At 55.9% G+C, this 23717-nt stretch carries 21 protein-coding genes and 1 pseudogene; 7 read left to right on the forward strand and 15 right to left on the reverse strand.

The window, feature by feature from the left end:
- Positions 1-71: 71 nt before the first annotated feature.
- The 3 genes from P3T21_RS21985 to P3T21_RS21995 all read right to left on the reverse strand — a co-directional run bounded on the left by P3T21_RS21985 (position 72) and on the right by P3T21_RS21995 (position 2244).
- Positions 72-818: an SDR family NAD(P)-dependent oxidoreductase gene (locus P3T21_RS21985; RefSeq protein WP_429258061.1), complete on the reverse strand. Its 747-nt coding sequence runs from the start codon at positions 816-818 to the stop codon at positions 72-74.
- 333 nt (positions 819-1151) lie between these two features.
- The gene (locus P3T21_RS21990; protein ID WP_429258062.1) at positions 1152-1889 is read right to left on the reverse strand and encodes an SDR family NAD(P)-dependent oxidoreductase; all 738 of its coding nucleotides are present in this window, start codon (positions 1887-1889) and stop codon (positions 1152-1154) included.
- Between the two features lie 127 nt (positions 1890-2016).
- Positions 2017-2244, reverse strand: coding sequence for a hypothetical protein (locus P3T21_RS21995; RefSeq protein WP_429258063.1), 228 nt, complete (start codon positions 2242-2244; stop codon positions 2017-2019).
- Positions 2245-3107: 863 nt separating this feature from the next.
- Here P3T21_RS21995 and P3T21_RS22000 point away from each other — a divergent pair.
- Together P3T21_RS22000 and P3T21_RS22005 are read left to right on the forward strand one after the other, a co-directional pair.
- Positions 3108-3875 carry an SDR family NAD(P)-dependent oxidoreductase gene (locus P3T21_RS22000; RefSeq protein WP_429258064.1) on the forward strand — a complete coding sequence of 256 codons (768 nt, stop codon included), beginning with the start codon at positions 3108-3110 and terminating at the stop codon, positions 3873-3875.
- Between the two features lie 11 nt (positions 3876-3886).
- A complete protein-coding gene (locus tag P3T21_RS22005; RefSeq protein ID WP_429258065.1) occupies positions 3887-4690 on the forward strand; it encodes an enoyl-CoA hydratase/isomerase family protein in 804 nt (267 codons plus the stop codon).
- 52 nt (positions 4691-4742) lie between these two features.
- Here P3T21_RS22005 and P3T21_RS22010 read toward each other — a convergent pair whose 3' ends face one another.
- Entirely contained in the window at positions 4743-5642 is a 900-nt protein-coding gene (locus P3T21_RS22010; protein WP_429258066.1) for a LysR substrate-binding domain-containing protein, read from the reverse strand.
- 387 nt (positions 5643-6029) lie between these two features.
- Between P3T21_RS22010 and P3T21_RS22015 the strand changes: the two genes are divergently transcribed.
- Together P3T21_RS22015 and P3T21_RS22020 are read left to right on the forward strand one after the other, a co-directional pair.
- Positions 6030-7277, forward strand: coding sequence for a CaiB/BaiF CoA transferase family protein (locus P3T21_RS22015; RefSeq protein ID WP_429258067.1), 1248 nt, complete (start codon positions 6030-6032; stop codon positions 7275-7277).
- The gene (locus P3T21_RS22020; RefSeq protein WP_429258068.1) at positions 7274-7954 is read left to right on the forward strand and encodes a nitroreductase; all 681 of its coding nucleotides are present in this window, start codon (positions 7274-7276) and stop codon (positions 7952-7954) included. The genes P3T21_RS22015 and P3T21_RS22020 overlap by 4 nt, the downstream gene beginning before the upstream one ends.
- 87 nt (positions 7955-8041) lie before the next feature.
- On the opposite strand, the gene P3T21_RS22025 is transcribed toward P3T21_RS22020, so the two are convergent.
- From P3T21_RS22025 to P3T21_RS22035, 3 genes and pseudogenes are all read right to left on the reverse strand, one after another.
- Positions 8042-8836, reverse strand: a complete 795-nt coding sequence (locus tag P3T21_RS22025; RefSeq protein WP_429258069.1) for an SDR family NAD(P)-dependent oxidoreductase — start codon at positions 8834-8836, stop codon at positions 8042-8044.
- A gap of 140 nt (positions 8837-8976) precedes the next feature.
- On the reverse strand, positions 8977-9720 hold the full coding sequence (locus P3T21_RS22030; protein WP_429258174.1) for a substrate binding domain-containing protein: 744 nt from the start codon (positions 9718-9720) through the stop codon (positions 8977-8979).
- A 30-nt stretch (positions 9721-9750) separates the two neighbouring features.
- Positions 9751-9930, reverse strand: a pseudogene (locus P3T21_RS22035) (helix-turn-helix domain-containing protein); the annotation flags it as partial.
- A gap of 218 nt (positions 9931-10148) precedes the next feature.
- On the opposite strand from P3T21_RS22035, the gene P3T21_RS22040 reads away from it, so the two are divergent.
- The 3 genes from P3T21_RS22040 to P3T21_RS22050 all read left to right on the forward strand — a co-directional run bounded on the left by P3T21_RS22040 (position 10149) and on the right by P3T21_RS22050 (position 13633).
- Positions 10149-10664: a flavin reductase family protein gene (locus tag P3T21_RS22040; RefSeq protein WP_429258070.1), complete on the forward strand. Its 516-nt coding sequence runs from the start codon at positions 10149-10151 to the stop codon at positions 10662-10664.
- A 172-nt stretch (positions 10665-10836) separates the two neighbouring features.
- Complete coding sequence (locus tag P3T21_RS22045) at positions 10837-11961, forward strand: LLM class flavin-dependent oxidoreductase (RefSeq protein WP_429258071.1); 1125 nt, start codon at positions 10837-10839, stop codon at positions 11959-11961.
- Positions 11962-12154: 193 nt separating this feature from the next.
- The gene (locus P3T21_RS22050) at positions 12155-13633 is read left to right on the forward strand and encodes an aldehyde dehydrogenase (RefSeq protein WP_429258072.1); all 1479 of its coding nucleotides are present in this window, start codon (positions 12155-12157) and stop codon (positions 13631-13633) included.
- Between the two features lie 382 nt (positions 13634-14015).
- Here the strand turns inward: P3T21_RS22050 and P3T21_RS22055 are convergent, their stop codons facing one another.
- The 8 genes from P3T21_RS22055 to P3T21_RS22090 all read right to left on the reverse strand — a co-directional run bounded on the left by P3T21_RS22055 (position 14016) and on the right by P3T21_RS22090 (position 23468).
- Positions 14016-15404, reverse strand: a complete 1389-nt coding sequence (locus P3T21_RS22055) for an MmgE/PrpD family protein (RefSeq protein WP_429258073.1) — start codon at positions 15402-15404, stop codon at positions 14016-14018.
- A 32-nt stretch (positions 15405-15436) separates the two neighbouring features.
- Complete coding sequence (locus P3T21_RS22060) at positions 15437-16609, reverse strand: thiolase family protein (RefSeq protein ID WP_429258074.1); 1173 nt, start codon at positions 16607-16609, stop codon at positions 15437-15439.
- A gap of 113 nt (positions 16610-16722) precedes the next feature.
- Positions 16723-17877, reverse strand: a complete 1155-nt coding sequence (locus P3T21_RS22065; RefSeq protein WP_429258075.1) for an acyl-CoA dehydrogenase family protein — start codon at positions 17875-17877, stop codon at positions 16723-16725.
- A gap of 70 nt (positions 17878-17947) precedes the next feature.
- Positions 17948-19249 carry an MFS transporter gene (locus P3T21_RS22070; RefSeq protein WP_429258076.1) on the reverse strand — a complete coding sequence of 434 codons (1302 nt, stop codon included), beginning with the start codon at positions 19247-19249 and terminating at the stop codon, positions 17948-17950.
- A 694-nt stretch (positions 19250-19943) separates the two neighbouring features.
- Positions 19944-20786 carry an alpha/beta fold hydrolase gene (locus tag P3T21_RS22075; RefSeq protein ID WP_429258077.1) on the reverse strand — a complete coding sequence of 281 codons (843 nt, stop codon included), beginning with the start codon at positions 20784-20786 and terminating at the stop codon, positions 19944-19946.
- A gap of 309 nt (positions 20787-21095) precedes the next feature.
- Positions 21096-21509 (reverse strand): metal-sulfur cluster assembly factor, encoded by a 414-nt coding sequence (locus P3T21_RS22080; protein ID WP_429258078.1) that lies wholly within the window; start codon positions 21507-21509, stop codon positions 21096-21098.
- Positions 21506-22588, reverse strand: a complete 1083-nt coding sequence (locus P3T21_RS22085; RefSeq protein WP_429258079.1) for an amidohydrolase family protein — start codon at positions 22586-22588, stop codon at positions 21506-21508. Before P3T21_RS22085 ends, P3T21_RS22080 begins: the two co-directional genes overlap by 4 nt.
- A 232-nt stretch (positions 22589-22820) precedes the next feature.
- Positions 22821-23468, reverse strand: coding sequence for a glutathione S-transferase family protein (locus P3T21_RS22090; RefSeq protein ID WP_429258080.1), 648 nt, complete (start codon positions 23466-23468; stop codon positions 22821-22823).
- Positions 23469-23717: the final 249 nt, after the last annotated feature.

The raw sequence follows: 23717 nt of genomic DNA on the forward strand, positions 1-23717 counted from the left end.
ATCTTCAATTTTCTATTTCCCTATCGGGGGGGAGCATGTACGGTCTTTGGACGAAATTGCGTTCGGTTGACTCAAAGCTTCGAGCCGCCGTCGACATGCAAGATGTCGCCGGTCACCAGGCTGGCGTGATCGGAGGCGAGGAAGGCAACTGCTTCGGCGATATCGTCCGGCTGTCCGACACGTTTGAGTGCTTGCATGTTGAGCGCCGTGTCGCACTCCGCCCTGGTTTTAGCGGAGATCGACGTTTCTGTCAGAACGACTCCCGGTGCGACCGCATTCACGCGGATTCCACGCTCGCCGAGTATCACGGCCAGATGCTTGACAAGCGTGTCGACTGCACCTTTGGTCGCAGCATATGCCGGCACCGCGCTGATCGCCGAGTGCGCGGCCAATGACGACAGCAACACGACGCTACTGCCCTGGCCCAACACCGGCAGCAACTGCTGCACGAGGAAATATGGTGCACGTACGTTTACTGCGAACAGATCGTCGAAATCCACCACGGTAGTATCTTCGATGCTGACCACCCGAGTGATGCTTGCATTGGCCACCAGGATGTCCAAACGCCCGCCGACGATCTCACTCACAAGTGTTGCGAGCTTGTGCGGACCGTCGGGCGCGCGCAGGTCAGCTGCTAGCTTCTGCGCGTTGCCGCCCGCCTCACGGATCTCGCCGACCACCATATCTGCTTCCTTGGCGCTGTTGTAGTAGTGAACGAGTACTTTGACGCCATCCCTAGCCAACGCAAGAGCGCTGGCGCGCCCAATGCCGCGCGACGCACCCGTGACGAGGGCTGTCTTGCCGGGAGGGTGGGCCATAATCGGTCTCCGGTGAGGTTGGACGCTTGTTGTTCGTGTCGGACTCGGGTATCCGCAGTTCCGCCATGGACCGAAGCCGCGGCACGTGGGTCGTTAAATGCGCCGCTGCATCGCAAGCTAATCTAGTGGTGTCTGAGCTAAAGGTAAAAGACTTTGTGGGCTGGTCATCATGCTTCCCAGGCATGGCTTCACACAATGCAGTCAACTATTCGCATTCAGCACTCCAATCGCTCGGCACGGAGCGAGAGCTACTGAATCTGAAAGCGTCCAGCCGCGTGCATATTGTTTTTCCTGGCCGGCGCGCGTCGGGAGATACTCGGTTCGTCGCTCGGTCTATAACCTTAATCCGCCGTCAACCTTTAACGTGCCACCCGTGATCCAGCGTGCTGCGTCGGATGCAAGAAAGACTACTGCGGCTCCGACATCCTCCGGTGTTGCAATACGTGTGAGCGCCTGAAGGCCACGCGCGGCCGCGCGACCGGCTTCCGAACTCGAAATGCCAGTCTCTACCATCCCGGGTGCGACTGCGTTCACGCGCACGCCGCGAACGCCGAGAGTCGCGGCGAAGTGCTTCACGAGCGTGCCGATGGCACCCTTGGTCGCCGTGTGGGCAGATAGCGCGCCCGTCGACGTGTACGAGGTAAGCGCAGAGACAAATATGATGTTGCTGTTCTTGCACATCGCTGGCATAAGTTGCTGCACGAGAAAATAGGGTGCCCGCACGTTGGCAGCAAACAGATTGTCGAAGTCCTCAACGGTGGTGTCTTCGATGTTCGCTTCCTTCCCGATGCCATTGTTAGACACTAGAACGTCCAGACGGGCCCCGACAATATCGAGTGTTCGTCTTGCCAGCCGATGCGGACCGTCTGGTTCGCGCAGATCCCCCGCAAGCTTCTCAGCGCGACCGCCCGCTGAGCGAATCTCGAAGACGACAGCGTCGGCTTCCTGTTCGCTACTGGTGTATTGAACCAGCACCTGTGCGCCGGCTCTGGCGAGCGAGAGAGCAATGGCGCGGCCGACGGCGCAGTCGGCGCCCGTGACAAGCGCGGTCTTCCCGCTGAGAGCTTTCATAGTCGAGTTCCTGGCGATTCGGCGTAAACCGTACGAAATAGTGTGCAACGGCGCTGCGCACTTGCTCCCGCGGTTCTTTGCCGCACAGGCCGGGCAGTCTCTCCGTCAATAGCGTCGAAACGGGCTGCTAAAAGCGACGCTGATGCACTGGCGCGCCGGCTGCATCAGCATTGTTGCCGATGCGGACAAAGACGGCGTCCATGCCAAACTCACAAAGTTCGGCTTCTAGAGCCTTGCCCTCCGCTTCGTGACGGCCAAAAATGACAAGCGTTGCATTTTTTTCAGTGCGCGTGGGTGTGTCGGTGCGAAAGCTGTCGATCAACGCGCCCCTGGTCGCTACATCGGGGTTGTTCATTCTCAGATCCTCTGCGATGTCGGCAGTTAGCATGGACGGAAGCCTGTGCCATGTCTTGATTGAACACGCCTGCGTCACACTTTCGCCTGATGGGTAATGTAACGGTTACCTATAGAAAGTTAAAATGCTTTGTAGGCTGGCGGACATGCTTCGAAGGCATGGAATATCTTTGAGTCCCTTGGGCCGAGCCTGTTACGGGTACTTCATGGTCCTGGCGGCGGATTTCTTTGCGGCGAACTGGTCTGTAAGTTTGTGAAATCGTGGCGGAACGTCAGGCAAACGTAAGTAAATCAATGGGCATCTGATTGAAGGAGTAGGAATTAAAAGTGACTGCCGGTTAACGAAATCTCCTTCTGGCCAATCTCATCACAGGAATCCAGCCAGGCTGGCCAAATCGCTGTCCATTGAGGAATTTGCTCCTTACTTTAAAAATCGACGCCTGCAGCAACGGTTTCGAAGTGAAGAGCATTGTCTGAAGTCACGTTTTGCCATAAGTCGGCGCATTAAGAATGCGTGACTTAAGCGAAAGTCAATCGAACTCGACGAAAAAGTGATTTGCCCGCCATCGAGCCGGGTAATAGCATCTGAACTAGGGAGGACTTTTGCTGCCTCCTCTAATAACGGAATAACTTCGCATGAACGCCGGCTCGAGGAGACAAAGATGTGCCGGGTGCGTTGGCTCGCATGCACCCTTGGCGCGACCCTATTCGCGATTTTTCCGCGCGTCCTGCGCAATCCGCGCCGGGCAAAGTTGACGCTGGTTGCCCGTCTGTTCTCAGCTTCGTTCGGAAAGAGCGGTCACGGACCGTCAGTCTGTGATGCGCCGATTCCACTTCCACTCATCTTTTGACTTTTAAAAAATCATGAACTCATCAGCATTCTCTGGCGATGGAGAGGTGGCGATCGTAACAGGTGGTGCGAAAGGCATCGGTCTCGGCATCGCTTCGGCGCTCGCGCGGCAAGGTCGACGGATCGTCCTGTTTGACCTGGATCGCGAAGCCCTAAATGAAGCAACCACGTTGCTTTCTGACGCTGGTGCGGACGTATTGGGCATGCCTGTTGATGTCACCAGCAGCGAATCTGTGGACCACGCGGTGGATGCCATCGCGGATAAGCTTGGTCAGGTGGATATATTGGTGAACAATGCCGGGATCGTAAAGGACAAGCGCATAACCAAAATGAGCGACGATGACTGGGATTCTGTGATCAGCGTCAACCTTAAATCACAATTCTTGTGTTGTCGGGCGGTACTGAGACACATGGTCCCTGCGAAATACGGCCGCATCGTAAACATTTCCTCACGCGCCTGGCTGGGTGGTGTCGGGCAAGCTAACTATTCGGCGGCCAAAGGTGGCGTCGTTAGCCTGACGCGCAGCCTGGCGCTGGAGTGGGCAAGTGCGGGGATTACTGTGAATGCCATTGCTCCCGGTATCGTAGACACACCACTTTTCCGAAAATTTGACGACGAATTACAGGAGCGTCTGAAGAAATCTGTGCCCGTCAAGCGAATCGGGACTCCTGACGACATTGCCCACGCGGTTCTTTTTTTCTCGCAGAAAGAATCGTCGTACATCACTGGCCAGACACTATATGTCTGTGGTGGTCGATCACTATCGTCACCGAGCGTCTGAGGGAATCCGATATGACCATTCATTACACCGTTTCAGAATACGTAGCGACCGTTACTCTGGACCGTCCAGAGGCACTTAATGCACTTGATCTGGAGAGCCTGAAAGAACTACGCGCGGTTCTTGCCGCGGCCCGCGATGATGACGACGTGCGCGCTATTGTTTTGACAGGAGCAGGGAAAAAGTCGTTTTGCGTGGGCGCAGATCTAAAAAATACGCTGCCGCCGTCGAACAGCTTCAGTTCATCGTTTGTTAAATCGATTGACCGCGCGGCGGCGGAAGGTATCTACGTCAGACTAATTGACCTCAGTTCGCTGAAAATATTCAAACCTATCATCGGCGCAATCAATGGCTACTGTCTTGGTGGGGGACTCGAGCTAGCTCTGCAATGTGACCTCCGTATCGCGGCGAGTAATGCCGTCTTCGGATTGCCGGAGGCCGTGGTCGCAAGCATCCCAGCGGTATGCGGCATTCAGGCTCTTCAGAAGGCCGTCCCCTCGGCCGTCGCGATGAAAATGCTGTTGACGGGGAGCAAGATCGACGCAGCGTACGCCGAGCGCGTTGGACTTATCACGGATGTGTGTGAACCGGATTCTTTGATGAAGAAGGCGCTTGAACTGGGTGCCTCCATTGCCGCTAACGGTCCGCTGGCTGTCCAGATGATCAAGAAAATCGCCGAAACTAGCAGTAATGTGCCATTGACTCAAGCCATCGAATTTACGGAGTTAGCGTGGGGTGCAATGAGAGAGTCTGAGGACCGCATCGAGGGACGCAAGGCGTTCGCGGAAAAGCGCCAGCCTCAATTTAAAGGGCGATAGACGGGAGCGGCTGCGGTCTGGAATAACGCGTCCCAAGCTGGGTGGACCGCGATCACGATTCCCCGCAGCCGGTCGAAAGCAGCCACGTACGGAATAGATTGAATTCCGCGTTGGCTAAGTGGCTTTTTGGATAAACCAGGTAATAGGTGAACGAGCCTTCACTCAGGATGAACGAGAAGGGCCTGACGAGTTTTCCCTTCTCTAGCTCGTCACTGACTAACACTTGTTGCGCCATCGCAACCCCGTGGCCACGGGCAGCCGCATCATACGCGAGGATAGAACTCTCATAGCTTAGGCCGCCAAGAGGGTTCACTCCACGGATGCCAGCCGCGTCGAGCCATTTTGCCCAGTCATCTCGCCGCGCAAGCGAGTGAAGTAACGGAACCTTGTTCAAACTATCTGGAGTTTCGTCGTTCAGTTCCGGATGGGCCTGTGCGAATTCCGGGCTGCATACTGGCGTCAGTTCATTGGGCACCAGGCGATCGAAACCGACATCCGAAGAAGGCGCATGAGAGAGTCTGATCGCTGCGTCAACGTCCTCAGCGTTGAAGTCGACGGCTTGCACCGACGTCGTGAGGCTCACCTCGATGTCGGGATTCTCCTGATGAAACGTCGACAGACGAGGTAAAAGCCATTTCATCGAGAAGGTGGTGTATGCACGGATCTTTAGTGTCCTCCGGCGCCGGGTCTCGACCAGGTTGATCGTCGCGGCCGTCATCGATTCGAAGGCACGAGCGATGTCTATGAGGTACCGGTGGCCCATTGGGGTCAACGAGATCGAGCGATGGCCACGGTCGAACAATGCCACTCCTAACTGATCTTCGAGCAACTTGATATGGCGGCTGACTGCCGCCGGCGTAACGTTCAACTCATCTGCAGCGAGTTGCACACTGAGGAGACGGCCGACTACCTCGAAGGCTCGAAGCGCGTTAAGTGACGGTAGGATTCGCATAACAAAATGTTAGCATGGCTTTGCATTTGGTGCCGCCGGAGATATACCTAACCGTCGTCCGGATAATGTCCTGGTTTAAGGAGTGGAAATTGAGCTCGCATTGACGTCCTCCCCGACCTCAGCCGGAGGGCGGGGAGGACGTCAAATGTCTACCAAAATTAAGTTAATTGAGCATCGAGAAAAACTGATTTGACCTCCCGTTCGTAGCCTCGGATGATGAATGTTCCAGGACGTTCTTTTTGAAACATATACGCGTGTCATAACTAAGCGGCTGACGCAGTGCAATAGCGAAACATAGGTGTCTTGTCAAAGGTCTGCAGTAATGGCTCCGGATGTGCCCGGAATTGCAAGTTAAAAACATTTTCTAATTGGGATTGGAGTTTTGGAATGTTGCGCAACGCATTGGACGGAGTAACCGTCGTAGACTTCACACAGATCGGAGCCGGTCCTACATGCACAATGCTGCTAGCCGACATGGGCGCGCGCGTTCTGAAAATTGAGTCTACCGACGGCGAAATCGGACGCGGTCTGGGGCCTGCATGGATAGACGAGGACAGTGCATTGTTCCATGCCTTTAACCGCAATAAGCTTGGTATTTCACTGAATCTCAAGCAACCGCAGGCAGTCGAAGTTGCGAAGCGTCTGGTTGCCGAAGCTGACATTTTAGTTGAGAGCATGCGGCCAGGTGTGATGGAACGACTTGGCCTTGGATATGCGCAGTTTTCGCAGACTCAGCCGTCGTTGATCTACTGTTCAATCTCGGCCTACGGTCAGCATGGGCCTTATGCCGATCGTGCCGGTGTCGACGGGATTATTCAGGCCGACTCGGGCCTCATGCATCTCATTGGCGTGCCGGGAGGCGAGCCCTGCAAGGTTCAGGCGCCGGTGGTTGATGTGATGACCGGCTACGTCGCGTGTGTGGGAGTGCTAGGCAAGCTTGCCCAGAGAGCACGGGACGGACAGGGTGGCCATCTTGACGTCAATCTGTTGAATTCAGCGTTGGCCTTGCAGCAATCCTCGATTACCAGTTACTTGGCTGATGGTGTATTACCCACCAAATCCGGAAGTGCAGCGCCGTATTCTGCGCCGAATCAGGCCTTTCTGACGTCAGACGGATGGATGATGGTTGCCGCCTATACGCCCGATCGCTGGAAACGGCTTTGCGATGAATTAGGGCTGCCATACCTGACTACGGATCCACGATTTTCTACGTCTCCCCAGCGAGTACTAAACCGCTTCGAAATGGTTGACATATTGACAAGTGTCTTCATCACGCGTTCGACTGAACAATGGCTGCAAATTTTGCGTGCTGCGGACATTCTGTGTTCGCCGGTAGCCGACTATGACGATGTGATGCAACATCCGCAAGTGCAAGCCAATGGAATGATGTCTAGCGTCGAGCACTCGAAGCTCGGAACAATACGCATGCCGGGATTCCCGATTAACAGCGCGGATGAAAATGCGAGACCATTGCGAGCTGCTCCGTCGTGCGGTGAAGACACTCGCGATGTATTACGCGACGCGGGATACACGGATCCCGAGATTGCGAATCTGGTTGGCTCTGGTGCGATCAGGTGTGACGAAACCAACTCGAAGACTGACAGGCAGTACCGTCAGCGGCGGGTGGCAATATGAGTCCCCTAAACGCAATCGAGGCGCTTCGCGCAAGACGGAGTGTTCGAGGCTTTCTTTCGACGCCTGTCTCGAAGCAGACTGTCGAAGCGATTCTAGCCGATGCGGCGCGCAGTCCGAGTGCGTCAAACACTCAACCGTGGAGAGTGTATGTGTGCGCGGGCAGTGCACGGGAAGAGTTGAGCGCAGAACTTACCGCACTGCATAGTTTGGGCGGAGGCCAGCAACAGGAAGAATACGTCTACTATCCACCTGTCTGGCGCGACCCTTATCTGTCGAGGCGGAGAAATGTTGGCAAGGCGCTCTACACCTTGCTCGACATACCCAAAGGTGATGACGCAGGCATGCAGCGGCAATATTCCAGAAATTATGAGTTCTTTGGTGCACCTGTCGGCCTATTCTTTACAATCGAGCGCGATCTCGGTCAAGCTGCGTGGATGGATTTGGGTATGTTCCTTCAAGCCGTTATGATCGCATCGCTGGGAAATGGACTAGCCACGTGCGCGCAGCAGGCATTTGCGCGTTACCATCGGGTCATTAGAGCGCATCTCGGCATACCTGATGGGGAGATAGTTGTCTGTGGGATGGCGCTTGGGCATCCTGACCCGGCAGAGCCTGCCAACCAACTGCGAACAGAACGCGAACCTGTGTCCAAATTCGCACGTTTCGTTGGCTGGTAGGCGAACTGGCGAGAAGTCAGACCCTCGCTCCTGTGCTCAACCTGACGCGACCGCTTCACGAACGCGGTCGCGCTGCCTGATACCTCGTCAGCCAATCGTGTCGACGATGCCGCCATCGACCCGCAAAGCGGCACCCGTGGTTGACGATGCTTGCGGCGAGGACAGGTAGACCACCATATTGGCGACTTCTTCTACACTCTGAGCGCGTCGGACGAGAGAGGTTGGCCGGTGAGCGACGACGAAGGCGGCAGCGATTTCTTCCATCGGAAGGCCGGATTTCTTCTGTTCCTCCTCGAAGAATGCCTGTAGACCTTCGGATAGCGTTGGTCCCGGTAGCACCGCGTTTACCGTTACACCGGTCCCGGCCATGCGCTTTGCGAGCCCGCGGGAGACAGCCAGATTGGCGGTCTTGGTCATCCCGTAGTGAATCATGTCGACGGGGATATGAAGTCCTGATTCCGACGAGATGAAGACGACCCGACCCCAGCCGCGCTGTGCCATTCCGTTCAGATATGCGCGTGCCGTACGTACCCCGCCCATGACGTTCACTTCGAACATATCAAGCCATGTGTCATCGGGCGTCTCGAAGAAGTCCTGCGCGGTATAGTAGCCGGCGTTGTTGATGAGAATGTCGACTGTTGGCACCGCAGCCACCAGCGCAGACACACCCTTGGCGGTTGCGACATTGGCAACGACCCCCCGTACCGCCACTGAAGTGAATTCGGCGCGCAGTTTCTCGACACCGCGATTGACTTCTTCGTTAGTCAGTCCATTGATGACAACCGATGCTCCGGCATGTGCAAGTCCCCGGGCAATCGCGAAGCCGATGCCTTGGGCGGAGCCCGTAATCAATGCCATTTTTTGAGATAGATCTATCTTCATGAGTAGTAATCCTCTATATAAGTTACATGCCGGATCCAGAACTTCTCAGAAAAGGACTCGAACGGTTAGGTTCAGAGTTTTGTATCAGACAAAACTACGATATGTCGGTTACGCCCTCGCCGTGATGTGGCAAGGCCTCACTAGACCACGGAGTCGAGCAGGTGGGCTGACCGCGCAGCAACGAGGTGGCGAGCCGGTTCTTCCATCTGCTTGAAATACTGAACAGCAAAATCGACAAACGTCTTCACCCGCACCGTAAGCCGCTTGGAGCCGTCGGTCAGCAGGTGAAAACGCTCGGCCGGCAGGTGATAGTCCTCGAGCACCGGAACGAGCCGGTTTGCTTCGATGTCTGCGCCGACTTCCCACGCTCCCTTCCACACAAGGCCGAGCCCTGAGACAGCCCACTGACGAAGGATGTAACCGTCGTTGGTCATACGGTTGCCCTTCACCTGAACGGAAGTCGAAAAGCCGTCCTGCATGAAGCGCCAGCGGTCCAGTGGGAAGTCTGCCCGCAACTGAATCAGACAATTGTGGTGACGCAGATCGTCGAGCGTACGCGGTGTCCCGTGTTTCTCGAGGTAGTCAGGTGAGCAGCAAACTACCGGGCGATCGTTGCCAAGTGGGCGCGCGACCATGGAGCTGTCTGGAAGGCTACCCCAACGGATGGCGATGTCGAGGCCGCGGTCCACGAAGTTCAGCACCTGGTCGCTGAAGATGATGCGAAAGGTGACGTCAGGGTTTTCCGCGATGAATGCATTGATAAGCTGAGACATGTACTGGCGACCGAGGTCGATAGGACAGGTCACGCCAATCGTGCCTTCGAGACCGGCGCGCCCGGCCTTAATCGCCCGGTCGAGCGACTCGACTTCTTCGAGGATGTTCACTGAGTTTTCGAAGAGATACTGTCCTTCAGGCGTCGTGCTCAGGCCGCGCGTGCTGCGTTTCAGTAGCGGAACGCCGTAGTGCTCTTCCATGCCTTTAAGCCTGCCGCTCATCGCTGCAGGCGAAAGACCTAGTTGCCTTCCTGCCGTCGAGAGCGATCCCGTCTGGACCACCAAACGGAAGAGTCGCATGTCATGAATGCGGTCAGCCATGGTTCGTTTGTCTCAAGTGTCGTTCTATTTCTGGCGATTGATGTCATGTCGGCGTCAACCCGATGCGAGTCAGTATAGGTCGAAGGCAGCGCTCAAGCCCGATCCTACTTTACAGAAAAAGTGAAAAGTCATTTCGTCAAAAGCAAATAGTGTTTTTCAGATTCGCAATGCTAATGTTCGTAGACGCGAAGTGTGACATTGAAAATGAAGGGGACACAATGTACGTAAATACCGAGGCCGCTGTCAGTACGCCCGTACTCGCCGCAGGCTTTAAATCTGCCATGAGTCGACTCGCTTCATCCGTGACGATCATCACTACAGTTGATAGTGACGATCGCCCCCACGGTCTCGCGGCGACCGCTTTTTCTTCGGTGTCGATGGACCCTGCGTCGGTGCTCATTTGCGTAAACCGATCGGCGAGCGCGTCGCCGATTATCAGAAAAGCGGGCATCTTCTGCGTGAATCTTCTGCAGAGCGAGCACGAACATATCAGCGCGGTATTCAGCCGCTCGGATATGCGTCAGCAGCGATTTGTCGAAGGCGACTGGAAAACCGGCACCCACGGTATCCGGTATCTGGCCGACGCACAAGCGGCCATCTTCTGCGAGGTTGCCCAAGAAATTGAACATGGCACCCACACTATCATCATCGGCAACGTTATGAACGTCGTTCTGCCGGAGATCAAGGAGCCATTGGTTTACGCCGGAGGTCGCTATCGGCGGTTATACAGCTAGCAGCATTCCAATTGCCAGCGTTACAAAAAGGTAGTAATCAGGTGGTGGTGAGGGGACCTACGAAACCCCGCTCTTTCCCAGTAAGTCCCTTACCACTGAAATTAGTGTCAGCGCGGTTATGGCTGATGACGGTCCGTCGATGGCTCGTCAAATAGAAGATTCAGGAGATGATATGAAACTTGGCATTTTCATGCAGCCGCTGCATTTGCTCGGCACACCGTATCACGAAATGTACGACATGGATTTCGCGTGTGCCATTCATGCGGACAAAGTTGGTTACGACGAATTCTGGATGGGTGAGCATACGTCGCAGCGAACCGAGCCAGTGACGAACGCACTGCAGTTCCTGTCGGCGCTGATTCCTGTCACCGAACGCATCAAGCTTTGCACTGGTGTGCTGAACCTGCCGCACCATCATCCCGCCCGTATTGCTGCCGACGTTGCAATGTTCGACCACATGTCGAAGGGGCGCTTCATCATGGGCATCGGCCCCGGCGGCACCGCTTCAGACTTCGAGGTTTACAAAAGCGACCATAAGGCAAGCGGGGCGATGCTGGCTTCTTGCTATCAGATGATTCGCGCGATCTGGAACTCCGAGGCGCCGTACGACCTCGAATCTGCGCACCACAAGGTTAGCATCAAGAACACGGTTAACGAATCACTGGGCCTAGGGCTGATGCCTGCGCCATACCAAAACCCGTTCCCACGTGTCGCGACGTCGGCAATGAGCAACCTCTCGAGCACAGCCAGACTCGCTGGCGCGAACGACTGGGACGTCATTTCTGCAAACTTTAATCTTCCGTTGACCGTGGCATCGCACTGGCAGTCTTACACTGACGGTGCGCAGTCGGCAGGCGTGAAACCCGACCGACGCAATTGGCGCATCGCACGCTCGGTGTTCGTCGCTGACTCTCAGGCACAGGCCGATGAATACTTGGCCCGCAAGACCAATTCGCTGGCCACGTACTTCAATTTGATGGCCACTCTTCTGAAGTCCGTCGGCTATGCAAACATCCTCAAGGCACGGCCGGACATGTCTGACGACGAAATAACAGTCGACTATTGCGTGAAGGAAATGGTCATTGCTGGCGACGCGAAGTCAGTGGTCGATCAACTGGTGGCATTTAGCGAAACGACCGGTCCCTTTGGCACGTTGCTCACTACCTTCCACGAATGGGACGATGAACCACTGTGGCGCCGGTCGATGGAACTCACTGCGAAGGAAGTCATGCCGAAGTTCAGTGAATACATGGAGCCGCGGCTTGCTGAGGCGGAGCAGGCGGAATACGCGCAGTAACTAGGGTATGGATTGCCCACGCGGGTCAACACCGCGGTGGTCGGCCGGCGGGTGCCGCAGGGACATTCCCTCGGGAATGTCCCCGCCGCGTTCGCCGCCTAACTTTCAGTAAGCTGGAGAGAGTCAGCGATGTGATCCTTTCCTACCGCTGTACGAACACCAGTTCAATTGATCTGTTTCTTGTGAGGATGATATGCAGAAATTCCACATGCGCATTGCGGGTGAAGACTGTGAGGCGCGGTCTGGCCAATGGTTCGAGAGCGTGAACCCGTTCACCGGCGATGCCTGGGCGCAGATTCCCCGAGGAGGCGCTGCTGATGTCGACGCGGCGGTCAATGCGGCGCACACCGCCTTCAAGTCCGGTCCGTGGTCATCGATGACGGCGAGTGCGAGGGGCGTCTTGTTGCACAAACTCGGTGACGTCTTTGCTGCGAACGCCGAGAAACTGGCCGAGCTCGAAGTATTGGATAATGGAAAGCTGCGGGCTGAGATGCTTGGTCAGATGAAATATCTGCCGCAATGGTTTTACTATTACGGCGGACTTGCTGACAAGGTCGAAGGTGCCGTTACGCCGATCGACAAGCCGGGCATGTTTCACTACGTTCAATACGAACCCCAAGGCGTAGTAGGTGTCATCGCGCCCTGGAATTCGCCACTGCTGCTCGCAATCATGAAGGTTGCCCCGGCTCTCGCTGCGGGGAACACGGTGGTTATCAAACCCTCCGAATTCTCTTCGGCGTCCACAATCTTCTTTGCTAGCCTGTGCGATGTTGCTGGGATCCCTCCGGGCGTGGTGAACGTCGTGACGGGATTCGGCCCGGAGGTCGGCGAACCGCTAGTAAAGCACCCGCTCGTTGCGCGTATCGGATTTACCGGTAGTGATACCGGCGGGCGCCGCGTCAACGAGACGGCGGCAAAGGACTTCAAGCGCGTTTCGTTGGAGTTGGGCGGAAAGTCGGCCAACATTGTGTTCGAAGACGCTGACCTCGACGCTGCAGCGCGTGGCGCTATTTCAGGCATCTTCGCCGCCACTGGCCAGACGTGCATGGCAGGCTCACGGCTACTGGTGCAGCGGTCCATTCACGACAAATTCGTCGAAAAACTTGTTGAAGCGGTTCGCAAGGCGCGCCTGGGAGATCCGTCATCGCCCGATACAGATATTGGCCCGGTGTCGACGCCTCCGCAACTCGACAAGACCTTGCAGTACATCGAGATCGCACGATCGGAGGGGGCCACGTGCGTGCTGGGTGGTGAGCGCTCGACGCGGCCTGGTTGCGAGAAGGGCTTCTTTGTCGAACCGACTATCTTCACCAACGTGAATAACCGGATGCGTATTGCACAAGAAGAAGTGTTTGGTCCGGTGCTAGCTGTCATTCCATTCGACGACGAAGATGACGCTGTCTCGATCGCGAATGACAGCCAGTTTGGTCTTGCTGCTGGAGTCTGGACGTCGGATCTTCGCCGTGCCTTGATGCTACCGAAGCGCATACATGCAGGGACGGTATGGGTTAACGCGTACAGAGTCGTGAGCTATATGGCACCATTTGGCGGTGTCAAATCGTCGGGCATGGGGCGCGAAAACGGCTTGCGCACCATCTACGAGTTCCTGGAGGCGAAAAGCGTGTTCATCAACACGGTTAAGCGCGAAGGAAACCCGTTCGTTATGGGCTGAAATGCATGGTCAAAGTTTGTTGACATGCGCGGAGCAGAAAACGCCGGCGCGAGGGGAAACAAGCGGCTGCAATGGAGTTCCCTCATTGCAGCGTCCGCCAAGCCCCTCCAGGCCTCGAAGACTTGTGGCTTGGCGCCGGGCTTTTTTAATCGCAGCTAGCGCGAGGGGCCCGGCCTTCGGGCCGGAGATGAAAGGCGGGGAAGACAGTGCAGCTCGGATGTTGTGATTACGGAGAATCAACCGTATCACCTGTGTCGCCGTCCCATGAGTCGGCATCTGGTCAAAGTTCGAACCAGCCCGCGTGACAACGCATCCACGCCTAAACTAAATCAACGCATTCAGGTCGGATGACTCAATACCAATTCCACGCGGCCCGGAACCGTTAGAGGCTTACCAACGTCATCAATTCCCGGATTGAAGAGTGCTTTTCGAGTTGCGAAGTCTCAAAGGCAACGCGTTGTGCGACTTCGTCGCCGAGAACGGGCCGGGCGAGGGCCAGGAATTTTTGCTGGACTCGGCTGCCTTGTTCTGGAATGTCTGACGCTGGGACGCTCGAATCGTGTGAGGCACGGAGTTCACGGCCATCCTCTAGTTCCGCAATCATGACATTTACGGAAACGCTGATATCGTCAACCAGTTCCACCGTGATCTTGTCCCGCAAGGCGACAATCTCTGGATTGGTCGTATTCTCGGCGTTAAACGAATCAGGATCAGCTGTCGGAATGCCGAACAGTCCAAACGTGGCGGCGAGACGCATACTAAACTTTGACTCAAGCGCTGTTGCTGGGTTCAGGATGTTGCAAATGTCATCGCAGTGGCGATTTGCAAGCAGGCGAATTGATTTGATGGTTCCAGGTTTATCACCGATCTGCTTGGCGAGATCCAGCGCACATTCAATGGCCGAGTGAGTCTCGTAACATGCTGCGTGGAACTTGAACAGGTTGAACCGTAAGTGATACCCGTCGTGGCCCGATCCCACCTGCGGGCGCTCTGAGAAGTCGCGAACCATGGCGGGAATGCCCAATGCCGCGTCAACGTTCAATTTCTCCCCGTGCGTAGCCCCGAAGCCCTGCCGGTGTTCAAGTACGTCAGCGGGGCCGTCGAAGCCACTTTTCGCGAGAAGCGCGGCGAGAACGCCGTTCGAAGCAGCATTGCCGCATTGGAGGGGCTTGCATGAAGTACCGAACGATGCTTTCAGGCCGGCAGCTCGCGTTGCGGCAATTCCAAGGGCCTGAGATAGCTGCTCCGAAGTGAGGCCCAGCAGCTTACCGCACGCTGCCGCCGCTCCGAACGTTCCGACCGTTGACGTGGCGTGGAATCCCATCGAGTAGTGGTCAGGGGCGACCAACGCACCGACGCGACAGCTGACTTCGTAACCGGCGATGAACGCTTCGAGTACCTGAGCACCTGTTGCATTAATTTCCTCACCCAGCGCGAGAACAGCAGCAAGCACGGGTGCCGAAGCGTGACCGGGGATCGAAAAGCTTACGTCGTCGTAGTCAATCGCGTGGGAAGACGTGCCGTTCAGAAGGGCAGCGTTGAAACTCGGCAGCCTCGTCGAGCTGCCTACTATGGTAACGCTCGGATTTCCACCTTGTGCCTCCAACACCGACGTAAGTGAAGCCGTCAGTTTTTCCGACTGTCCTACGAGGGTTACGCCGAGCCAGTCAAGCACGCATTGCTTCGCAATCGAAACCACGTCTGATGGCGTTGTTTGCAGCCGGATTGCGAGAGCTTTCTCGGCAAGTCCGCGCGTAATCGCTGTTTTCATCTGCTTCGTTCCGTCAGTGTTTTCGGTTGGGATCAGGTGGAAAGGATGGTCACGAGTGCGACTGCCGAATCGCCGGCAAGTTGACCACCATTGTTTTCGGCGAGCGCGACTTTGGCGCCGGGCCGTTGACGGGCACCGGCGGTACCGCGCAACTGTTCCGTAAGCTCGACGATCTGCGCCACGCCCGTCGCTCCCATCGGGTGGCCGCGGGATAGGAGGCCACCGCTCGGGTTCACTGAAATGCGGCCGCCGATGTCGGTGTCGCCGGAACGTATAAGCTTCGAGGCCTCGCCCGGCTCGCAAAGGCCTAAGTTCTCGTAGTGGACCAGCTCCGCCGGAGCCGAGGCGTCATGGAGTTCCACGACATGGACATCGCTCGGACCGATACCTGATTGTTCGTATGCCGCCTTCGCTGCACGTACGGCCACAAGATCACCAGAGCCATCCGCTTTCGCCGATACAATCGAACTTGCGCGAATATAGACCGGACGAATGTCGTGCTTCTTGGCGTACTCTTCCGAACACACGAACAGGGCGGCCGCCCCATCGCCGATAGAGGAGCACATAAAGAGAGTCAACGGGTTACTGACCATCCGGCTTTCCAGGACTTCCTCAATGGTCGTCTCCTTGCGGAACTGGGCGAGGGGATTCAAGGAGCCTGCGCGACGGCTCTTGACAACGACTCGGGCGAAGTCGCTAGCGGTCACGCCAGTTTTGTCCATCCATTTCCGGGCTTTGGCTGCGTACAAATCCATGAAAAGGGAGCCTGTTCCCGTGGTGACGTTCGCTGGTAGCGGCTCTTCGAGGTCCACGGCCCTTGCAAACGCGCCAAAGGATACTGCTTTATCTTCGTGGCTCAGCTTCTCCATACCGACAACCAGCGCCGTTTCAGACTGACCTGACGCGATAGAAAGCCATGCCAGGTTGAGTGCAGAACTCCCCGACGCACATGCGTTTTCAATGTTATACATTGGCTTTCCGTCAAGGCCCGTGTTGCGCAGTGACGATTGCGCGCGAATCATTTCCTGACCGGTGACGACTCCGGCAGCAGCGTTGCCGAAGAAGATCCGGTCAACGTCGTTCGCGGTCGCCCGAGCGTCCTTAAGCGCCAGGCCTACTGCTTCCTCGGACAAGGACTTCAGATTACGTTCCAGAAATTTTCCAAATGGCGTCATTCCAACGCCGCCGATGACTACCTTACGCATGATGTCCTCCGTTACCGGTATCAAAAAAATCTACTGTGGGCACTGATGTTTCAACTTCGGCTCTTGACTCCCGAACTCGTGACTCGGTCGGCACATATCCGAGGTCGGAACCATCAACGAAATGCCGCGGCGCCAGTGAGTTCCCGACCCTGGATAAGGGCGAGAATTCCCATCGTTCCATCAGGAACCTGAAGCACGCGGACATCGCGCCAAAGTTGATCAAGCCCAACTTCTTCGGCAATTCCCATTGCACCGTGAAGCTGCATCGCCAGATCCACGGCCCTCAAGGCATTCTTTGTGGCGAAACGCTTGGCCATGGCTGATGTGCCGTTTGCACGGGTGCCTTGATCGAGACATCCAAGCGCGAAGAAGCACATCAGGCGAGAACTGATTACGGCCGTCTCGATGTCGGCGAGATCTTGTTGCACCAACTGGTGATTTCCCAGATGTTTTCCGAATTGCTGTCTGACTCCCACGTACTCCCGGGCAATATCCAACGCTCGTTGAGCGATGCCTACAGCCATCATTCCAAGCAGTGGGCGGTTGCCGTTCCACGCCAATGTCATGTATTTCCCAGCGTCTCCCGGAGAGCCGATGATGTTGGCGGAAGGCACCCGTGTTCTATCAAAGACAACTTCGCTGAGGTGCCCCTGTTTGAGACCCGTTAGAGGAATTTCGCTGATATCGACATCGGCTTGGCTGCGATCGACCAGCACGCGGCTAGTGATTGGGCGATCGCCGGCATCGAGTCCGACTGCGCAAGAAACAATCATTACGTCGCAAACGGAGGCGTTCGTAATCCACAACTTGCGACCGGTGATGTACGCGTCAGGCCCTTCAACTTCAAGCCTGGTCCGGATGGCATTTGAATCGGAACCTGCCTCTGGCTCCGAATTGGCAGTGCACGCTATTTTCCTGCCTGCTATCAGATCGGGCAGATATGCTTCGCGAAGCTCCGCTGATGCGCCAGCATGCAACCGGGTAATCGAGCCATCGTGAGAAATAAGTGAAAGGGCGATTACTGGCGGTAACTGTTCGATAACGAGGCCGTAGTCAATCATGGACAGGCCGGCGCCGCCATGTTCGGCTGGCAAACGGGCGGCTGTGATGCCGAAGTCGCCCAACGCTCCGTAGATCTCCAGCATCGCTTCCTTCGGAAGTGGGCGATCCGAAGGGTGGCGTTGGAGGATTGGGGTGAGTCGACTTTGAGACAGTTTTTTCGCCGCCGAAACGAACATGTCCTGGTCGTCTGTTAATTCAAAGTTCATCAGATATTTAGTTTGAAAGGAGCATTCCCTGTACTAATCTAGGAAGACTGTTTGTAAGGTGAGAGATCTTTTAATCCAGAATCTTTCCCTTTGTTTCCGGCATCGCCGCGTAAACAAAGAAACCAACGATGCACACTACCGCCACATATATCCAAATGAATTGCGACAGGCCAGCGTTTGACATAGACGTCATGATGTAGGGCAGCGTGCCACCAAAAAGTGTCGTAGAAATTGCGTAAGGCAACGCAACACCTGTTGAACGGACCTCTGCGGGAAACTGTTCGGCCATTACGGTCGCGCAGGTAGCAGTGAACCCTGATGAAAGCAGCATGCCGATCGTGACAATGATTGTGGCTGTCCAGAAGTCGTTCGAGAGGAAATGCAAGCTTGGCCACGCAAATAGTGCCGATCCGCCAGCAAAGGCAAGCAGAATGGGCCTACGGCCGATGCGGTCGGACAGAGTACCCAAAAGAGGAATCGCGACTAGCGACGCAACGATTGAGATGACGCTAGCGATAAATCCCTGCCGCAGTGGAAGACCTGTACGCAAGTGTACAAATGTCGGAAATAGAACCATCCAAAGATATATCGACAAGTTACCGGCCATGGCAATTCCAACCACTCGAAGAGCTGCGCGACGATGTTCTCGTACCACAACAAGAAATGGATGGCGCCGCTGATGGCCAAGAACCTTCTTCGTAAACACTTCGGTTTCCGAAACGGAGAGACGTAACCAGAGGGCGACGAGACCCATGAGACCAGCAATAGCGAACCCTAGGCGCCATCCCCAATCAATCATGCTGCGTTCGCTGATATTTGAGGTGAGCAGATAGCCAATTAGCGCCGCGACCAGCACGCCGGCGTTGACGGCAAAGTGCTGCCAGGAGCCCGCGAAACCGCGCCGAGCCGGCGCTGCGGACTCAATCAGAAACGTCGACGCGGAGCCAAATTCGCCACCGGCGGCAAAGCCTTGCAGAAGGCGCGCAAGGACAAGGATGATGGGTGCCGCAATACCAATCGTTGTGTAGGTAGGGCAGACTGAGATAAGCAAGGAGCTTCCAGCCATCAGCACAACGGAGAGTGTCAGGCCGCTCTTGCGTCCGTGTCTGTCCGCATACGCGCCGAGTACTGCGCCGCCGATGGGGCGCATCACAAAACCCACAGCAAACACGGCAAAGGCAGCGAGCAATGAGACCTTCTCGTTATCTGCTGGAAAGAAATGCCGAGAGAAAAGCGAAACAAACGCCGCGTAGATGATCCAGTCTGTAAACTCAACAACGGTTCCGAGTGTGGCGGCTACGATAGCTTTTTTTTGTGTCCGCGTGAGCGGAGGCAAGACTTCCTCAGCACTGGGTGAGATGGTGGTGTCCATGTCGGTCTCCGTAGATTGTTATTGTGGAAAATTTAAGTTGATAAGCCGTGACATGCGGTGCCCGAGTATGGGAAGCCGGTAGCCAAGGAGGGTTTCCAATTGCAACTGCTTGTGCAGCGTATGTCGCACGCTACACACGCGACTAGGCACATGGGAGCATCGTAGTTTTGATGGGCCTCACGACGCAAACTACTTTTTTTGGCCGTATGATTGATTTTTTGTACGGCGACACGAGGAGCCCATTGATACTGGATTGGGCGCTGACTATTGCGAAATTGCCGCTCGAAGAAGATAAAATTGCGAAAAATCAGAGACCGCAGAAGTCTCGGTCAAGATGCAGGGCGGCCGGTTGAAAATCGCAGCGGCTGAATGGGTGCACGCCACTGTGTTCGAGAACGTGGGCCTTGCCGTGGTGTCAGAGTGGACCTTTACGCCGGAATTCAAAACCTGCGCCGTGGTATCGGTAATGGATGACTGGGCTTCTCCAACTGCGGATCTGTAGACGGTGTATCTGGCTGGACGACTGGCGAACACGAAAGCGCGGCAGTTTGTCGCTTTCGTGGAGAACTGCCTTGCTACGAAATCCGGTCCAGATGCGTTTGCTGTGAGAGCCGTGCCCAGCCAGCCGTGCGAATCGCACGGTCACCAGATGATGCACGCGGCCTTCTATCGAGACCGGGCGCGCGAATTTTTGTTAGGCATTCAGGAACAGCGAGGCATGCTGGACGAACAGTTGCGGATACTGGAACAATGATCCATGGTTGGAGTCCGGATACAGGATCAACTGGGCGTTGGGCATGATTTGCTGCATGTTGTAGGAGTTCACCGTAGGGGTGATTGCGTCGTTACTCCCCTGGACGATCAACGTGGGTTGGTAGATCGTCTTCAGATAGTCGTGAGCCCCTTCAGATTGCGTGTTGTACTTTGCCAGTGCTGCCATCTGCGCCGGGGCGACCCTTTGGTTTATCTCGGGGTCGCGATTCTCCTTGCGTAGGTTCTTGCGCTTGAGAAATTCAAGCCCGGCAGCCTGACTTGATTCAGAGGGGGAAAAGTGCACGGCGAGCCAGAGGCGTTCAGGCGGATCGTAGGTTGCGCCAAAAATGTCTACACCCGCTTGCGTCATAGGCACGCCGCCACGCGGCCCCGTGCCTACCAGTATTAGGCGTCGCACGAGGTCGGGCGCCTGCACGGCAATTTCCTGCGCGACCCTGCCTCCCATGGAAAACCCAAGAACGTCGACCTTGTTAAGGTTGAGTGCCTTGATGAAGGCGACCGCGTCCGTGCCCATCTCCTGGATCGTGCTGGGCACTTCGCCGGAGGTGCTGGAGACCCCGGCATTGTTGAATAGGATCACTTCGCGGGTCTTGGCCAAGCCGTCAGTGATCGCCGGATCCCAGTAGTCCATCGTGCCTTTGAAATGTTGATTGAAAACCAGCGGCAGGCCATTGGTTGCGTTACCAAAGCGGCGATAGGCGAAGCGGATGCCACCGACTTCGACATATTGGGTAGGAGCGCTTTGGTGAGAGTGTGTGGTCATTTTCAGAAATCCTCATGTACTCACGCCCCAGATTAGCTGGATAATCTGGGATCTGTTTCACGTTCGCTTCCCGTCGGAGAACTGTTGGCTATATCATCTCGACAGATTTCCGCCGAAAAGCGCCGTCAACGGCGCGCCTGCCTGGCCGGTAACGGTTCGAGTTTCTGCCTTATCGTCGTCGTAGGCAGTATGGATAGGTGATTTATGCTTCGCAGGCGGAACCAGCATAAATTTCGCACGTCGGCACGCACCTCATAACAGGTATGCTCGCTGGTTGGCGCTCGCGGGGCGGGTAGCACGTAAGTGCAGTCAGGTCGCTTTTAGGGACTTGATTGCTTCTACAGGTCGAAGCGTGCGAAAACCCGCGTGGGTTTTCCCATCCGCCCTGTTTCTAACGAACTCTCGTTGATCCGCTAGTTTGCGTCGCGCTCCAGCAGTCATATCGTCGGGTTGCCAATTTCCACCGTGATCAAAAGTGCAGCTAACACCGACGATTCCAGAGGCGTCCGCCAGCACACGTTCTATTTCCATCTCGAAATAGGGCAACGCGTGGCACAGCGGTGATGTCATGCGAAGGCCAATAGTTACCTGCCCAGATTCAATTTCCACGCTCTCGACCATTCCCATTTCGACAATCGACAGGGGAACCTTGGTGGCAGCGCTGCAAGGGTCAATTACCTTGTGCAGGCGAGAGATAACGTCGTCTTCCGAAAAGGCTGTCATACTGTAAGCCCCTTTGCGTAAGTGGTTTCGTACGGCCTCTGCTTGCCTTTAGACCGGGCAACTGAGAACTCATCACCCTCAATGTTTTTTGCGAGCACTTCTGCATCGAGCCCGTGCATCCGAAGGTAATTGAGGCCGAGAATCTTCCTCTTGATCGCCTCGGTGATTTCCGGCAGGCCTTCGCGTGCGCGCATTTCTTCTGAGAACTGGAATTGTTCCCAGAACCAACGCAACGGCGGATCGGGATGCAAAACGCTAGCTCCCGACGCCCACATGATTCGATCGAGCGCTCCTTCTCCGGCGTGCGCGATGAGGCCTGCCATGACTCTCTCAAAGGCGGCCGGTTTAGCTACGGCAAGACTCGCTGTGATTTCGAGGTTCACCCAGACATTTGGAAATCTTGCGAGTTGAAACGCTGTTTCCTCGATGAACGCGAATCCACCGTGGACGACTTCAAACTGCAAATCCGGGAATGCGTCTGCGGCCGCGTCGATGTCGTCCATCCGATAGTGTTCCATTGGAACAGGCCCGAGAGGTACGGCCTTATGGATAGCGATGGCCTTGATCCCTAGATCACGGGCCCGCTGGAATATTGGAAAGGCGATTTCGGGATCATCCATGTGCCATCCGACAACTTTGTCCGCCGTGTAGCTGTTCGGATAAAGCTTGATGCCAACGGGCTTCAGTTCTTCAGCCTGTTGCTCTAGCGAATCAAGAGCCTGCTCCGGAAATATCGGATCCACTCCAGCGTACACCTGGAAGCGGCCGGGCCACTTTTCGCGAGCCTCCCGTGCCTTCTGAATGCTGCACCCACCGTCCTTGAACGCATTTATCGGGGTCACGTGATGGCATGCGAAGTCGTAATCGCTTTCGACGAACAGCATATTTGCAGTTTCCGGAAGCGTCCAGTCACGTGCGTAGTGCTCTTGTGGAAGCCTATATCCCGCTGGAGACAGGCCGTAGTGGGCGCCGTAGAAAGCGTCAACAACTGCTTTCGAATATCGACCTGCGGCGTGGTTCTCGTCTGCAAGGTTGTAGCTGTGCGCCGATGCATCAACCACGAATACGTCGTTAATCATGTTAGGGCAACTCCTTGTGTGTTCGCCGGCGAAAAAAGCAGGTCTCGATGACAAATTTTGTGCTTCAGGTGGCACGGGTGTGCTTGCCGTCAAGTGTTCGCAGTGTTCAGTCCGGCACGTTTGTGCCCCTTCGATGTCACACCGTCACGGCGGTCATGCCGAACTGTTCATTCTTTTTGGAGATAGTAGTTGTGACGCTTGAGCCAACTGGCAAGCGTTCGCAAATTTCAGGTTACGCGCCCGCGGCAGGGCGGCTGGACACTCTGTCGTACCACTGCCGAAAAGCACTGTGTGTCTCGGGAATCGACATTTTCAGCGCATTCGCGGAGAAGTCCACCGTAACAAGCGTCGTGATGTCCGCAGCGGAAAACTCATCTCCAGCAACAAACGGCACGGTTGCAAGACGCTCATTGAAGTCTTCAAAGAAGTTGGCCACGCGCTGGCGGCTGCGCTCAACTAGTTCGGGGATCTGCTCATAGGCATGTGGTCCAGACAACGCTCGGCCTTTCAATCCGGCAATTGCGTTTCGGACGCCTTCCATGACTGGCGCGAAGCCGTCCAGTTCAGCGCGGCGCTCCCACATCGCGACGAGCGCTTTGGTCTTGGAGTTCGTCCCGAGCAACGGGGCGGAGGGGTATGCCTCTTCCAGATAGCGCCAGATGGCTAGCACTTCCGTGATGACTGTGCCGTCGGCCAGCACGAGAGCCGGTACCTGGTTGCGTGGGTTGATTGCCGTGTAGGCTCCGGAAAACTGCTCCTTCACGCTGAGATCGACAGGCTTCCTGTCAATGTGGATACCCTTTTCCGCGATGAAGAAGCGCACGCGGCGCGAGTTAGGGGACGTCGTTGATTCGTAAAGTACCGGTATTGCATTTGGCATCTTGGTGATCCCTTTACCTGGTTGGTCCAATGCTGGCTTTTGGTGCCAGACAATCTGACAGTGCGGGCTTCGCGATATTTTTTCGCCAGTTGCTGCTGGTGCATGTGATGGGCCGCATCCTGCGGATGCCGCGAGCCGCATCGGCGCGACTATCTCGTTCGGTCTTGCAGGTCGTCGCGGCTAGCGGCTTCCGGGAGATCGGGGGAGTCTGCGAAATTCTCCTTGACCGCTACCTCAGACTAGGCGCGC

The organism is Paraburkholderia sp. GAS334, from assembly GCF_050436625.1.
Taxonomy (GTDB): domain Bacteria; phylum Pseudomonadota; class Gammaproteobacteria; order Burkholderiales; family Burkholderiaceae; genus Paraburkholderia.

What these genes read in the sequence shown, in the direction of transcription:
- P3T21_RS21985 (WP_429258061.1), bottom strand. Translation starts at nt 818, where the DNA reads ATGGCCCACCCTCCCGGCAAGACAGCCCTCGTCACGGGTGCGTCGCGC.
- P3T21_RS21990 (WP_429258062.1), bottom strand. Translation starts at nt 1,889, where the DNA reads ATGAAAGCTCTCAGCGGGAAGACCGCGCTTGTCACGGGCGCCGACTGC.
- P3T21_RS21995 (WP_429258063.1), bottom strand. Translation starts at nt 2,244, where the DNA reads ATGAACAACCCCGATGTAGCGACCAGGGGCGCGTTGATCGACAGCTTT.
- P3T21_RS22000 (WP_429258064.1), top strand. Translation starts at nt 3,108, where the DNA reads ATGAACTCATCAGCATTCTCTGGCGATGGAGAGGTGGCGATCGTAACA.
- P3T21_RS22005 (WP_429258065.1), top strand. Translation starts at nt 3,887, where the DNA reads ATGACCATTCATTACACCGTTTCAGAATACGTAGCGACCGTTACTCTG.
- P3T21_RS22010 (WP_429258066.1), bottom strand. Translation starts at nt 5,642, where the DNA reads ATGCGAATCCTACCGTCACTTAACGCGCTTCGAGCCTTCGAGGTAGTC.
- P3T21_RS22015 (WP_429258067.1), top strand. Translation starts at nt 6,030, where the DNA reads ATGTTGCGCAACGCATTGGACGGAGTAACCGTCGTAGACTTCACACAG.
- P3T21_RS22020 (WP_429258068.1), top strand. Translation starts at nt 7,274, where the DNA reads ATGAGTCCCCTAAACGCAATCGAGGCGCTTCGCGCAAGACGGAGTGTT.
- P3T21_RS22025 (WP_429258069.1), bottom strand. Translation starts at nt 8,836, where the DNA reads ATGAAGATAGATCTATCTCAAAAAATGGCATTGATTACGGGCTCCGCC.
- P3T21_RS22040 (WP_429258070.1), top strand. Translation starts at nt 10,149, where the DNA reads ATGTACGTAAATACCGAGGCCGCTGTCAGTACGCCCGTACTCGCCGCA.
- P3T21_RS22045 (WP_429258071.1), top strand. Translation starts at nt 10,837, where the DNA reads ATGAAACTTGGCATTTTCATGCAGCCGCTGCATTTGCTCGGCACACCG.
- P3T21_RS22050 (WP_429258072.1), top strand. Translation starts at nt 12,155, where the DNA reads ATGCAGAAATTCCACATGCGCATTGCGGGTGAAGACTGTGAGGCGCGG.
- P3T21_RS22055 (WP_429258073.1), bottom strand. Translation starts at nt 15,404, where the DNA reads ATGAAAACAGCGATTACGCGCGGACTTGCCGAGAAAGCTCTCGCAATC.
- P3T21_RS22060 (WP_429258074.1), bottom strand. Translation starts at nt 16,609, where the DNA reads ATGCGTAAGGTAGTCATCGGCGGCGTTGGAATGACGCCATTTGGAAAA.
- P3T21_RS22065 (WP_429258075.1), bottom strand. Translation starts at nt 17,877, where the DNA reads ATGAACTTTGAATTAACAGACGACCAGGACATGTTCGTTTCGGCGGCG.
- P3T21_RS22070 (WP_429258076.1), bottom strand. Translation starts at nt 19,249, where the DNA reads ATGGACACCACCATCTCACCCAGTGCTGAGGAAGTCTTGCCTCCGCTC.
- P3T21_RS22075 (WP_429258077.1), bottom strand. Translation starts at nt 20,786, where the DNA reads ATGACCACACACTCTCACCAAAGCGCTCCTACCCAATATGTCGAAGTC.
- P3T21_RS22080 (WP_429258078.1), bottom strand. Translation starts at nt 21,509, where the DNA reads ATGACAGCCTTTTCGGAAGACGACGTTATCTCTCGCCTGCACAAGGTA.
- P3T21_RS22085 (WP_429258079.1), bottom strand. Translation starts at nt 22,588, where the DNA reads ATGATTAACGACGTATTCGTGGTTGATGCATCGGCGCACAGCTACAAC.
- P3T21_RS22090 (WP_429258080.1), bottom strand. Translation starts at nt 23,468, where the DNA reads ATGCCAAATGCAATACCGGTACTTTACGAATCAACGACGTCCCCTAAC.